Consider the following 12,833-nt stretch of genomic DNA (forward strand, 5'->3'; position numbering starts at 1 on the left):
GTTCCACGACGGCGGACCTCGCGTCGGACCTCGCGTCGGACCGACGGCCTCAGCGGCCGTTCCCCTTCGCCGGGGCGCGGCGGCGTCCCTGGGACGGGCGGCCGCGGCGGCCGCGCGACGACCCCGAGGACGGGCGGGCGGGCGGCTGCTGGGTGACCGGCGGGGTGAGGACCACGGGGACGCCGGAAGGCGCCTGCGCGCCGGTGATGCGGTTCAGTTCGGCACCGCCCGAGCGGACCGTCGTGGTCGTCGGGGTGATGCCGGCGACCGCCATCAGCCGGGTGACGTCCCGGCGCTGGTGCGGCAGGACGAGTGTGACGACGGTGCCGGACTCGCCCGCACGGGCCGTACGGCCGCCCCGGTGCAGATAGTCCTTGTGGTCGCCCGGCGGGTCGACGTTGACGACGAGGTCGAGGTCGTCGACGTGGATGCCGCGCGCCGCGACGTTCGTGGCGACCAGGGCGGTCACGTCCCCGTCCTTGAACTGGCTCAGGGCCCGGTTGCGCTGCGACTGCGACTTGCCGCCGTGCAGGGCGGCGGCCCGCACGCCCACCGCCAGCAGCTTCTTCACCAGCCGGTCCGTCGCGTGCTTGCTGTCCAGGAACATGATCACGCGCCCCTCGCGGGCCGCGATCTCGGTCGTGGTGGCGTGCTTGTCGTCGTCCTGGATGTGCAGCACGTGGTGGTCCATCGTGGTGACCGCGCCCGCGGACGGGTCGACGGAGTGGACGACGGGGTCGTGCAGGTAGTCGCGGACCAGCCGGTCGACGTTGCGGTCCAGGGTGGCGGAGAACAGCAGCCGCTGGCCGTCGGGGCGCACCTGGTCGAGCAGCGCGGTGACCTGCGGCATGAAGCCCATGTCGGCCATCTGGTCGGCCTCGTCCAGGACGGTGATCGCGACCTGGTCGAGCCGGCAGTCGCCGCGGTCTATGAGGTCCTTGAGCCGGCCGGGGGTCGCGACGACCACCTCGGCGCCGCCGCGCAGCACGCTCGCCTGCCGCCCGAGGGACATGCCGCCGACCACGGTGGCGAGCCGCAACCGCAGCGCGCGGGCGTACGGGGTGAGGGCGTCGGTGACCTGCTGGGCCAGTTCGCGGGTGGGGACGAGGACGAGGGCCAGCGGCTGCCGGGGCTCGGCGCGCTGTCCGGACGTACGGGCCAGCAGGGCGAGGCCGAACGCGAGGGTCTTGCCGGAGCCGGTGCGTCCCCGGCCCAGCACGTCACGGCCGGCCAGGGAGTTCGGCAGGGTCGCGGCCTGGATGGGGAACGGCTCGGTCACCCCTTCGGTCCGCAGCGTCTCCAGCAGCCGCGCGGGCAGCTCCATCGCGTCGAAGGTCTCGACCGCCGGCAACGCGGGCGTGACCGTGACGGGCAGCGCGAACTCCCCGCCGGTGGCGGCAGCGACGGCGCGCCCACCACCCCGGCGCCCCCGGCCGGTCTTGGCCGCCCCGCTCCTGCCGGCGCCGTTCTTGCCCGCGGCGCCCCTGCCCTGGGTGCCCTGGGTGCCTTGGCGCTGGGTGCCCTTGGCGGCGTCCCCGCGGCCGGCGGTGTTCTTCGCGGCGTCCCCGCGGCCCGCTCCGGCTCCGGCCGCACGGGAAGGAGCCCCTTGGTCACCCGCCCCCGCGCCCTGCGAGCGTGCGCGGTTGCCCCGGGTCGCGCCGGTGCGGGCGGAGCCCTCCGAGCGGGACCGGGAGGAGCTGGTGCTGTTCGTACGAGCCGTGCGGTTCATGGGGACCTTCCTCGATGCGGCGGCGCCTGTCGCACACGAGCCGGGGCCCGCACCCTTTCGGGCGCGGGCCCCGGCTCATGCGTTACGCGTCAGCGTCAGGCGGGAACGATGTTCTCGGCCTGGGGGCCCTTCTGGCCCTGCGTGACGTCGAAGGTCACCTTCTGGCCTTCCTGCAGCTCACGGAAGCCGGAGGTGGCGATGTTCGAGTAGTGGGCGAAGACGTCGGGGCCGCCACCCTCCTGCTCGATGAAGCCGAAGCCCTTTTCCGAGTTGAACCACTTCACGGTGCCGGATGCCATGCTGAAACTCCCTTGATGCAGTGCCCGGAGCCCACACTTTGCGGACCCGGTGTCGCAGCAACGGTTCGACCCGACGGGAAGTAAGTCCCGGAAAGCCCCGAGAAACAACAAAGAGTGCTCGTCGACGGAAGGTCGAAGAGCACTCAGAAGCCTCTGGTAACCAAAACTGCCACTTCATGTCAAGGTAGCACAGGCGGAGAGAGCGCGCAGGGCGACACGCGGTCAGCCCCGGGGAACCGTCGGTGGAGCCGGGGGCTGGGCAGGGGGTCCGGCCGGTGCGGGCACGGTGAAGGCAGGGGGCCCGGCCGGCGCGGCGAAGGCGGTGGTGGCGCGGCGGGTGGCGAGGGCGGTGGTCACGGTCGCGGCGAGGGCCAGCAGACAGGCGACGCCCAGCAGATAGAAGCCGGCGCCGAAGGTGGTGGTCCGGCCGTCCCCGTCCCACTGGGTGTCGTTGAACGCCTCCGTCAGCACCGACAGCGTGGTGCCGAGGAGCAGGACCGCACCCCCGACGGTGAGCGCGGGGCCCAGCGGGAGCCGGCGGCCGCGGCCGGTCAGAAGGAGCACGGCGGCGGCGACGGCGACCAGGGCGCCGAGGAGCAGCAGAAGGCCGGAGAACTGGGTCACCGACTCCGTCTCCCCGCCGATGTCCCCGCTGGTGTACGACCACGCCTTCGCGACGGTCTCGTAGACCGGCTCCTTCTCGGCCTCGTCGACGTACTGGACCGACTTGTCCAGCGTGGCGAACGAGGAGCCGACGGCGAGGAGGGCGCCGAGGATCAGCAGCGCGCCCGATGCGCGGTCGGCGGCCGCCGCCGGGTCCCCTGGCGGGGTGGCGGGTCTGCCGTAGCCGACGGGCGGCGGGGGCGCGTACGGAGAGGGGCCGCCTTGCTGCGGGGGCGGGGCCCAGCCGGGCGGGGGAGCGGTCGGCTGGTGCGGAGGCGTGGGCGGACCCGCGTACGGGCCGGGCTGTGTCGGTTCCGTCATCTTCCGATGATAGGGAGAGGGGATCGTGTGCATAAGGTGAAGTGCCCTACGGAAAAGGCGAGTTGGGGCTATCGTGCTCGCCCTGTCTGCCGGTCGGGATATCGGATCGGCATACGTTCATCTCTCATCATCACTGTGCGACCAAAATTCGTTACTCTCCGGCCATGGCTCTCCTCGGTCGCCGACGCGGCACGATCAGAATCGCCCCCGAGCTCGACGACGCGGACCTCGGCAAGGTGCGCAAACGTCTGGTCGAGAGGGGCAGTTCGGGCGGCCGCAGTCTCGCGGTGGCCATGATCGAGCAACTGCTGCGCGACACCGGCCGCGACTGGGACCGCAGGGCCCACCGGCTGAGCGTCCTCGCCGAGTCGACGTCCCCCGCCCTGCAGCGTTCCTGGGCGGAGGAGCAGGCACAGGACCCGGACGCGCGGCTGCTGTTCGCGTGGGGTGTCCTGCTGCGGGCGGGGTACGAGGAGCAGCCGGTGCCGGGGGAGACCCGGGAGGCGCTCGACGCGTGCGAGCAGGCCGCCGCGCTGCGGCCGGAGGACCCCACGCCCTGGGTGGTGCGCCTCGGTCTGCTGCGGCTGTGGCGCCGGCCGCAGCAGGAGGTCTTCCCGCTCTGGGACGAGATCGTCCGGCGTGATCCGTGGCACCGCGAGGCGCACTTCCAGATGCTCGGCTACCTCTCGCCGTGGGAATGCGGTTCGCACGCGCAGACCGTCGACTTCCTGGACCGGGTGCGGGCGGGGACGGCGCCCACGGCCCCGACGGCGGGGCTGGAGATCGCCGCGCTGATCGACCTGTACCTGGGCACCCTCGACCAGGGGGGCCTGGAGGCTCTCACCGCCGTCCACCTGTGGAGCCGGCCGAACGCGGTGGCGGCGCTGGACCGGGCGACGGCGGACTGGCCGCGGGCGGGGTATCTGACCCATGCGGCGGCGGTCGCCGATCTCAACCTGCTGGCGTACGCGTTGGTGCAGGCGAAGCGGGTCGGGGAGGCGGGGGAGGTCTTCCGGGCGATCGCGGGGTTGGTGACGGCGTATCCGTGGGCCCTGGAGAGTGGGGACCCGGTGGCGACGTTCGGAGCGTGGCAGCAGCGGGCGGTGGGGTGACCGGGCGCCTACTGGGGTGGGGGTGCGGGTCTCGTCGGCGGGTGCGGGTGCGTGGGGCTTCTCGCGCAGTTCCCCGCGCCCCTGAAAAGCAGGGGCTGCGCCCCATGCTTTTCAGGCCCGCAGGGCCTGGGCTTTCAGGGGCGCGGGGAACTGCGCGACCAGCCCCCACGCACCCGCACCCGACAACGCACCCGAGCCGCCCCCGCCTGCCTGCCTACCTACCTCTCGGCGGTCGAGCGAGCCGCGGCATCGCCATGCCCGCCAGCAGCGCCCCCGGTACCGCCAGCGCCAGCCACACCGCCGTCGTGGTGTCGCCGCCGATGAGGGTCGTGAAGTTGGCGATGATCAGCCAGATCGCCGCGGCGATGCCGCCCGCGCCCAGCGCGGGGGCGATCAGCGTGTTCCAGAGCCGCGTGTCGCCGGACCGCTCGTGGCGGAAGTACACGATGACCGACACCGAGGTCAGCAGGTACAGCAGCATGATCGCCAGGACGGCGAGACCGCTGAGCCAGGAGAACAGGGTGAGGACGGGATCCTTGCCGGCCAGCGCGAAGGGGAAGACGAGCAGCGCGGCGACACCGGTCTGCGCGACACCCGCGAGCCACGGCGACTGGCGGCCGTTGAGCGAACTCAGCGCGCGCGGCAGCAGCCCCTCCCGGCCCAGCGAGAACAGGTAGCGGTTGGCGGAGTTGTGGAACGCCAGGATGCTGGCGAAGAGCGAGGTGGCCAGCAGGATCGGCAGCGCGTCGCCCGCCCACGCGCCGAGTTCGGCGGCGACCGGCGCGGCGACGAAACCGGCCCCGTCCCCGGCCTCCAGCGCCTTGCCCGCGGCGGCCGCGCTGGAGGAGGGGCCGTGCGCGGAGATCAGCATCCAGGACGTGAAGGCGAAGAACGCGGTGACGAGGACGACCGCGAGGTAGGTGGCCCGGGGGACGGTGCGGTGCGGCTCGCGCGCCTCCTCGCCGTAGATCGCGGTCGCCTCGAAGCCGAACATCGACGCGACGGCGAACATCAGCGCCACCCCGGGCGCGCCGTCGAGCGCCGCCGACAGGGAGAAGGAGGCGCCGGGGGCCAGTCCCTCGGGGCCGCCGCCCTTGAGGAGCATCACCACGCCGAAGACCAGCAGCAGACTGATCTCGGCGAGCACGAACACGGCGAGCACCTTGGCGCCCACGTCCACGCCGGTGGCGCCGAGCCCCTGCACGATCACCATCGTGCCGAGCGCGAAGAGCCACCAGGGGATGTCCGTCTCCAGGTACTGCAGGGCCAGCCCGTTCATCACGGCGCCGAACAGCCCGTACACCGCGGCCTGGATGGCGTGGTACGCGAGCAGCGCCACCCCCGCGCTGCCGGCGGCGGCCGTACCGCCGAGGCCCTTGCCGACGTACGAGTAGAAGGCGCCCGCGTCGACGACGTGGCGGCCCATGGCGACGTAGCCGACGGAGAAGAGCAGGACGACCACACCGGCGACGAGGTACATCGCGGGGACGCCCGGGCCGTTGCCGATGGCTATCGCCACCGGGGCCGCTCCGGCGACACCGGTCAGCGGTGCCTGTGCGGAGAGCACGAAGAAGAGGATGCCCAGGACGCCGAGCGCGTTCTGTTTGAGGGAGCCGGTGGACGCGTAGCCGTCGCCGGCCGCGTGCCGGGTTCTGGGCGCACTTGTGGACATGGTTCACCTGTCGGGCGAAGGGGAAGAGTTTGGTTTCGGCTCAAACGAGCTGCCCCATGTTTGCCCCAACGCGCCTGGCTGGCAAGGGAGTGACACGTGTAGGGCCACAGATTGTTCGGGTACGTACGACGTTCCGTGCGCGTCCGGTGGGGGAACCGTCCGCGGACACCTCGGGGGTGCGCCGCCCGCGAGGGCGACGGCGGTGGGTGGAGCGGAAGGTCCACTCGGCGGTGCCCCGGGTGCTGACGGCGGACAGCGAGGCGGGGCGGGAGACCTCGGTGGTGAGCCGGTACGGCCGCTGCCCGGTGGGGAGCGTGGCGGTCACGTCGGCCAGGGGCGCGGGGACGTCGAACACCTTCTCGCCGTCGGAGAAGAGCGCCACGTCGGAGAGGAAGTCGTCACCGTGCCGGATCGCGCCCGCCGCGCCGGAGCCCTCGGTGAGCTGGGAACGCCGGAATCCGCGCTCGATGCGCACGCGTCGCGGCGGTTCGGCGTGAGCGGCAGGGAGGCCTGGGCGCCGTGGTCGGTCAATGTCGGTGGAGGCTGTCAGAAGCGTCCCGGGCGAAGGCGGCCATCCGCCGCGCGTATCCGTCCGGGTCGCCGAAGTGCACCGCGAGGTGCTCGGCTCCGGCGGCGCGGAAAGCCTCGGCGGTGCGGGCGGCCTCGCCGACCGTGCGGTCCGGGCCGTGCCAGTCGATCCGGGTGCCGGGGGACACGGTGCGGCCGTCGGTACGGGCCCGCAGGTACGCCAGTCGTTCGGCGAACGCCTTCGGATCCAGGCCCACGCCCTGCCAGACGTCGGCGTACCGGGCCGCCCGGCGCAGGGCGGCGTCGGTGACACCGCCGGTCATCAGCGGCACCGCACCGTCGGGGCGCGGCTCGAAGACGCCCGTCTCGAAGCCGTACCAGCGGCCCTCGAAGGGACCCCGGCCGACCCGGAACAGGTGCCGGAGCAGTGCGATCGCCTCGTCCGTGCGGGCCGCCCGGCTCCTGAAGTCGGCGCCGACGGCGGTGAACTCGCGTTCGTCCCAGCCGATCCCCACACCCAGGGTGATGCGTCCGCCGGACAGTCCGTGGAGGGTCGCGACCTGTTTGGCCACCACGAAAGGGCTGCGCAGGGGCAGGACGAGCACGGAGGTGCCGAACCGGATCCGGCTGGTCGCGGCCACCAGCCAGCCCATGGTCACCAGGGGTTCGAGGACCCCTCCGTACACCGGGCCGTACTCGTCGGGCGGCAGGATGTGGTCGGGGAGCCATGCCGTGTCGTAGCCGAGGGCCTCGGCCTGCTGTGCCAGGTCGGCGAGTCGTCGCGGGTCGGCGCCCGCGGTCTCGTTCGGGAGAACGACCTGTAGCTTCACTCCCCCTCACCGTCCGTCCCCTTTGAGTGCGGAAGCGAGTGGAGAAAATCGAGCACCGGCTTCAGCCACTCGTCCGGCCGCTCGACCATGACCACGTGGTCGCTATCGATCTCCGTGTACCGCGCGCCCCGGATCCCGGCCGCCAGGGTGCGGGAGCCCTCGGGCAGGACCATGCTGTCGGCGGTTGTCGCGACGACCAGCGTGGGGACGGTGACCTCGGCCAGGTCACCGGTGATGTCGAGGGTGGGGATCAGGTCGATGTGAGGGTGGAGCGCGGGGGGCTCTTCGGCCCGCCAGCCGGGGAGGAGGCCGCGTATGTGGTCGTCGGGCCGGGCGAACCCGGCGGTCAGTACGAGCGCGGTCACCCGCTCGGGATGGCGTACGGCGGCGCGCACCGCCACCAGCGTGCCGAGCGAGAAGCCGAGCACCGCGAACGGCCCGACGCCACGCCGTACGGCGGAGTCGACGACACCGTCCGTGAGCTCGTCGAGGTCCAGTGGGGCGCCTGCGACCGGGGTCTCACCCGAGCCGGGGTAGTCCGGGGCGACGACGGTGTGGGCGGCGGCGAGAGCGGGCAGAACCGGCGCGAAGTTGCCTTCGATGCTGCCGGTGGCGCCATGGGCGAGCAGCAGTCCTGGTCCGGTTCCGGTGACGGTGGTGGAAAGGGCGGGGAATGAATCGCGCATGTCTCGTACGTTGACCCATCACACCGGTGTGAAGGTCAAGTCCAGGTGCGGCGAGGAGAACCGGATGCTGATAGGCGAGCTGTCACGGCGGACCGGAGTCGCGGCCCGGCTGCTGCGCTACTACGAGGAGCAGGGCCTGCTGTGCCCCGACCGCGACAGCAGCGGATACCGCGTGTACGCGCCCGACGCCCCGTACATCGTCGCCCGCATCCGGGGCATGCTGGCGGCCGGGCTGACCACCGACGCCATTCACGAGATGCTGCCGTGCGCCACCGACGCCGGGCCGGGGATCGAGCCCTGCCCGGAGGTCCTGCGGACGATGACCGCGCACCTGGAGCGGATGGACGCGGACATCGCGGACCTGCGCCGCCGCCGCGCCGCGCTGGCCGCGTTCCGTGACGCGACCGAGGCGCGACAGGAGCAGGGGCGCCCTCGCTGAAGGGCATCGGCCGCTTTCCACTGCTTCCGGATCGCGGATGCGCTAATCCGACTCCGCCCGCCGCAGCCCCGCCACGAGGACGGCGACCAGGCGGCCCGCGTCGTAGTCCGGATCGTTCTCGGCGCCGATGCACAGGTTGCCGACGCCGCGCATGAGTTCGAGGGCCGTGAGGTCGGAGCGGATCTCGCCGGACTCCGCGGCGGCGTCGAGCAGTTGGGCGCAGACGGGGACGAGCCGGTCGAGGAAGTGGGCGTGCAGGGTCTGGAACCCGGCCTCGTCGGAGTGCAGCGCGGCGGCGAGACCGTGCTTGGTGACCAGGAACTGCACGAAGAGGTCGATCCAGTGGCGCAGGGCGGCGTACGGCGTGGGCCCGGCCGCCAGCAGCGCGGGTCCGGCCTCGGCGCAGGCCTCCACCTGGTGCCGGTAGACGGCGACGACGAGGTCCGCGCGGGTCGGGAAGTGGCGGTAGATCGTGGCCGTGCCGACGCCCGCCCTGGCCGCGATGTCGCGCACCGGCGCGTCGACGCCCGCCTCGACGAACGCGGCGGCGGCCGCGTCGAGCAGCGTCTCCTGGTTGCGTCGGGCGTCGGCCCGCTTGGGCCTCGCGGCCCGCCGTCCCTGCCGGGTGCCGCCCTCGGCGTCCCCGCTGCCGTCCGTCACTTCGCCTCCTCCGCCGTCTGGCGTGCCAAATCTACCGGGCTTGTTAAACGGGACAGTGTTCCGTATGGTCGGCGTTAGGAAACGGGACAGTGTCCCGTTTGCCGTCGTGGACACGGAGACGTGAAGGAGACACAGCCATGCAGTACCGCACCCTGGGCCGTACCGGTGTCCGGGTCAGCTCGCTCGCGCTCGGCGCGATGAACTTCGGCCGGATCGGGCGCACCACGCAGGACGAGGCCACCGCCCTCGTCGACGCCGCCCTGGAGGCGGGGGTCAACCTCGTCGACACGGCCGACATGTACGGCGACGGGGAGTCGGAGGAGATGGTCGGCAAGGCCATCGCCGGCCGGCGCGACGACATCGTGCTGGCCACCAAGGCGGGCATGCCGATGGGCGAGGAGCTCAACCACCGGGGTGGTTCACGCCGTTGGCTGGTCACCGCGCTCGACGACAGCCTGCGCAGGCTCGGTGTCGACCACGTCGACCTCTACCAGCTCCACCGCTGGGACCCGGACACCGACGACGAGGAGACCCTGTCCGCCCTCACCGACCTGCGACGCGCGGGGAAGATCCGCTACTTCGGCTCCTCCACCTTCCCCGCCCATCGCATCGTCCAGGCCCAGTGGGCGGCCCGCGAGCACCGCCTCGGCCGCTACGTCACCGAGCAGCCGAGCTACTCGGTCCTCCAGCGGGGCGTCGAGGCGCACGTCCTGCCCGTGGCCGAGGAGTACGGGCTCGGTGTCCTGGTGTGGAGTCCGCTGGCCTCGGGCTGGCTGTCGGGCGCGGTCCGCGAGGGCCGGGCCGTCGCCACGAGCCGTTCCGCGTTCATGCCGGACCGCTTCGACATGACCCTCCCGCACAACCGGGCCCGGCTCGCCGCCGTGGAACGGCTCGCCGTGATCGCCGAGGAGGCCGGCCTGACCCTGATCCAGCTCGCCCTCGGGTTCGTGACGGCCCACCCGGCCGTGACCGCCGCGCTCATCGGCCCCCGCACCCCGGAGCACCTGCGCGCGCAGCTCGCCGCCGCCGACACGGTCCTCTCCGCCGACGTGCTCGACGCGATCGACGCCGTCGTCGCCCCCGGCACCGACCTCGCCCCGCACGAGAAGTACGACGCGCCGCCCTCGCTGCTCGACCCGTCCCTGCGCCGCCGCTGACCGCGACGCGGAGCTGATGCCCACTCGGCGGTCGCGAAATAGTGTGAAAAGGATGGAGTGGGACATACCCAAAGGGAGAGGTGCGGGGCTGGGTGGAGAACGGCCTCGCCGGGTGCGGATCCCGGGTGCGGATCCCGGGTGCGGATACCGGGCGCGGATCTCGGGTGAGAGCGAGATGAGCGGACATGGAACGGCGGGTCGTCGACACATCGGGAGCGGGCCCCGGCCCGGACACCGCGGGTGAGGCGCTCACCGCACGGGCCACCGTCGACGAACAGGGCACCGTCACCGGCTGGAGCGCCGGCGCCGAACACCTCCTCGGCTACACGCCGACGCAGATCCTGGGCCTGCCCGCGGCCTCCCTGCTCGCCGAGGAGCCCCCGGCGGACGACCTCCCGCACTTCGCCGACCTGCCACGCTGGCACGGCACCCTCGTCCTCAGGCACCGCGACGGCCGCCGTCTGGAGGTCAAGGTCCTGGCGCACCACCGCACGTCGTACTGCGGGGTCCGCGACTGGTTCCTGGTCTCCGCCCTGACGGGGACCCGGCCCCGCCACGGCGACGACGCGCTCACGCTGCACGGCCTCCTCGACTCCCCGTGCTGCTCGACCTCGGTGCACGACACGGACCTGCGGTTCCGCGCGTCCAACCGGGGCTCGCGCGAAGCGCTCGGCCTGAGCGAGGAGGACCTGCGCGGGCTGCGCCTGTCGGAGGCACTGGACGATCCCGTCGTAGGCGAGGTCGAGCGGCTGATGCGGCTGGCCCTGGAGACGGGTCAACCGCAGTACCTGGAGAACCACGCGCGGGCCCCCGGGGAGACCCGTGAGCACGCCTGGTCGGTCGACCTCTACCGGCTGCAGGACGAGAACGGCCGCGTCCTCGGCGTGGCCAGCACCGGGCATGACATGACCGAGCAGTACTGGGCCCGCAAACGCCTCCAGCTGATCGCCGAGGCGGGCCGGCGCATCGGCAGCACCCTCGACGTGACACGGACGGCCCAGGAACTGGCCGACATCGCGGTCCCCGACCTCGCCGACTTCATCAGCGTCGACCTGCTGGCCTCCCTCGACGACGGCACCTCCTCCGTCTTCGCGGCGGCGGGGGAGTACGGCCCCGCCCCACGGCTGCCGGCGGCGGGCCGCGCCCTCGCCCTGCGCCGGATCGCCCACCGGTCCGTCCACCCGGGGACGCCCGAGGCGGTCGTCGCGCCCGGCGAGGTCGACGAGTACCCGGACGGGTCGCCGCCGGTGGAGAGCCTGCGGTCGGGGCACGCCGTGCTGTTCCAGGTGACCGAGCCCGCGATCGCCGACTGGGTGGCCCAGGACCCGCAGCGGGCCGCCACCATCCGCGACTTCGGGTTCCACTCGGCGATGACCGTGCCGCTCTCGGCGCGCGGCACCACCCTGGGTGTCGCCGTCTTCGCCCGCCACCGCCACCCCGACCCCTTCGAGCAGGACGACCTCGTCCTCGCCGAGGAACTCGCGGCCCGGGCGGCGGTCAGCATCGACAACGCGCTGCGCTACACGCGCGAACGCGGCACCGCCGTCACCCTCCAGCGCAGCCTGCTGCCGCAGAGCCTGCCCGAGCAGGCGGGCGCCGAGGTGGCCTCCCGCTACCTCCCGGCCGGCGCCCGTGCCGGGGTGGGCGGCGACTGGTTCGACGTGATCCCGCTCTCCGGGGCCAGGGTGGCGCTGGTCGTCGGCGACGTCGTCGGCCACGGCATCCACGCCTCCGCGACCATGGGCCGGCTGCGCACCGCCGTCCGCACCCTCGCCGACATCGACCTGCCCCCCGACGAACTCCTCACCCACCTCGACGACCTGGTGGCCCGCCTGGCCACCGAGGCGGAGGCCGCGGAGCGCTCCGCCGGGAGGACCGACCGCGGGCGGGGCCGGGGCGCCGGGGGCGGCGCGACGGGCGTGACCACCGGCGTGACCACCGGAATCGTCGGGGCGACCTGCCTCTACGTCGTGTACGACCCCGTGTCGCGGCGGTGCACGCTCGCGCGGGCCGGGCATCCGCCACCGGTCGTGGTGGGCCCGGACGGCACCGCCGAACTGCTCGACCTCCCGGCGGGGCCCCCGCTGGGCCTGGGCGGTCTGCCCTTCGAGTCGCTGGAGACCGAGCTGCCCGAGGGCGGCCTGCTCGCCCTCTACACCGACGGCCTGATCGGATCCCGCAGCGCCGAGGACGACGGCGCCCGCCTCGACATCGACGACGGCATCACCCGCCTGTGCCAGGCCCTCGCCGCCCCCGCCGACACCTCCCTGGACGCGCTGTGCGACCGGGTCCTGGGCTCCGTACTGCCCGAGCGGCCCACCGACGACGTGGCCCTGCTCCTCGCCCGTCCCCGCGCCCTCGACCCCGGCCGGGTCGCCACCTGGGACGTGACCGCCGACCCCTCCGCCGTGGCCGAGGCCCGCAAGAACGCGCTCGGCCGGCTGGATGCCTGGGGGCTGAACGACGCGGCCTTCGTCACCGAGCTGGTCGTCAGCGAGCTGGTCACCAACGCCATCCGGCACGCCGAGCCGCCGGTCCGGCTGCGGCTCATCCACGACGAGAGCCTCATCTGCGAGGTCTCGGACGCCAGCAGCACGGCACCCCACATGCGCCGCGCCCGCAGCTACGACGAAGGCGGCCGGGGTCTGCTCCTGGTCGCCCAGCTCACCCAGCGCTGGGGCACCCGCCCCACCTCCACGGGCAAGACGATCTGGACGGAGCAGGCCCTCGGCTGACG

The 12,833-nt window shown here is 73.3% G+C and carries 12 protein-coding genes; 4 read left to right on the forward strand and 8 right to left on the reverse strand.

The genetic code is table 11. The features are described 5' to 3' along the window. Nucleotides 1–49: 49 nt before the first annotated feature. The 3 genes from L3078_RS24235 to L3078_RS24245 form a co-directional block, all read right to left on the reverse strand. Nucleotides 50–1,729 carry a DEAD/DEAH box helicase gene (locus L3078_RS24235; RefSeq protein ID WP_239756061.1) on the reverse strand — a complete coding sequence of 560 codons (1,680 nt, stop codon included), beginning with the start codon at nt 1,727–1,729 and terminating at the stop codon, nt 50–52. 95 nt (nt 1,730–1,824) lie between these two features. After that, complete coding sequence (locus tag L3078_RS24240) at nt 1,825–2,028, reverse strand: cold-shock protein (RefSeq protein WP_005483357.1); 204 nt, start codon at nt 2,026–2,028, stop codon at nt 1,825–1,827. 222 nt (nt 2,029–2,250) lie between these two features. Further along, complete coding sequence (locus L3078_RS24245; RefSeq protein ID WP_239756062.1) at nt 2,251–3,012, reverse strand: hypothetical protein; 762 nt, start codon at nt 3,010–3,012, stop codon at nt 2,251–2,253. A gap of 164 nt (nt 3,013–3,176) precedes the next feature. Between L3078_RS24245 and L3078_RS24250 the strand changes: the two genes are divergently transcribed. After that, entirely contained in the window at nt 3,177–4,124 is a 948-nt protein-coding gene (locus L3078_RS24250) for a hypothetical protein (protein WP_239756063.1), read from the forward strand. Nucleotides 4,125–4,338: 214 nt separating this feature from the next. Here L3078_RS24250 and L3078_RS24255 read toward each other — a convergent pair whose 3' ends face one another. Genes L3078_RS24255 through L3078_RS24270 form a run of 4 tightly spaced genes read right to left on the reverse strand, consistent with a single transcriptional unit; the run spans nt 4,339 to nt 7,840 of the window. Next, entirely contained in the window at nt 4,339–5,796 is a 1,458-nt protein-coding gene (locus L3078_RS24255; RefSeq protein ID WP_239756064.1) for an APC family permease, read from the reverse strand. 40 nt (nt 5,797–5,836) lie between these two features. Continuing rightward, nucleotides 5,837–6,271 (reverse strand): hypothetical protein, encoded by a 435-nt coding sequence (locus L3078_RS24260; RefSeq protein ID WP_239756065.1) that lies wholly within the window; start codon nt 6,269–6,271, stop codon nt 5,837–5,839. Nucleotides 6,272–6,323: 52 nt separating this feature from the next. Further along, nucleotides 6,324–7,154 (reverse strand): TIGR03619 family F420-dependent LLM class oxidoreductase, encoded by an 831-nt coding sequence (locus L3078_RS24265; protein ID WP_239756066.1) that lies wholly within the window; start codon nt 7,152–7,154, stop codon nt 6,324–6,326. Next, a complete protein-coding gene (locus tag L3078_RS24270) occupies nt 7,151–7,840 on the reverse strand; it encodes an alpha/beta fold hydrolase (RefSeq protein ID WP_239756067.1) in 690 nt (229 codons plus the stop codon). The genes L3078_RS24265 and L3078_RS24270 overlap by 4 nt, the downstream gene beginning before the upstream one ends. Between L3078_RS24270 and L3078_RS24275 the strand changes: the two genes are divergently transcribed. Continuing rightward, nucleotides 7,839–8,279 (forward strand): MerR family transcriptional regulator, encoded by a 441-nt coding sequence (locus tag L3078_RS24275; protein WP_239756068.1) that lies wholly within the window; start codon nt 7,839–7,841, stop codon nt 8,277–8,279. The two genes, L3078_RS24270 and L3078_RS24275, sit on opposite strands and share 2 nt — an antisense overlap. A 42-nt stretch (nt 8,280–8,321) precedes the next feature. Here L3078_RS24275 and L3078_RS24280 read toward each other — a convergent pair whose 3' ends face one another. Next, nucleotides 8,322–8,939 (reverse strand): TetR/AcrR family transcriptional regulator, encoded by a 618-nt coding sequence (locus L3078_RS24280; RefSeq protein WP_239756069.1) that lies wholly within the window; start codon nt 8,937–8,939, stop codon nt 8,322–8,324. Between the two features lie 137 nt (nt 8,940–9,076). On the opposite strand from L3078_RS24280, the gene L3078_RS24285 reads away from it, so the two are divergent. Continuing rightward, nucleotides 9,077–10,096 (forward strand): aldo/keto reductase, encoded by a 1,020-nt coding sequence (locus L3078_RS24285; RefSeq protein WP_239756070.1) that lies wholly within the window; start codon nt 9,077–9,079, stop codon nt 10,094–10,096. 185 nt (nt 10,097–10,281) lie between these two features. Further along, nucleotides 10,282–12,831, forward strand: a complete 2,550-nt coding sequence (locus L3078_RS24290) for a SpoIIE family protein phosphatase (RefSeq protein ID WP_239756071.1) — start codon at nt 10,282–10,284, stop codon at nt 12,829–12,831. Nucleotides 12,832–12,833 lie beyond the last annotated feature (2 nt).

The sequence above is a fragment of the Streptomyces deccanensis genome, from assembly GCF_022385335.1.
GTDB classification, from domain to species: domain Bacteria; phylum Actinomycetota; class Actinomycetes; order Streptomycetales; family Streptomycetaceae; genus Streptomyces; species Streptomyces deccanensis.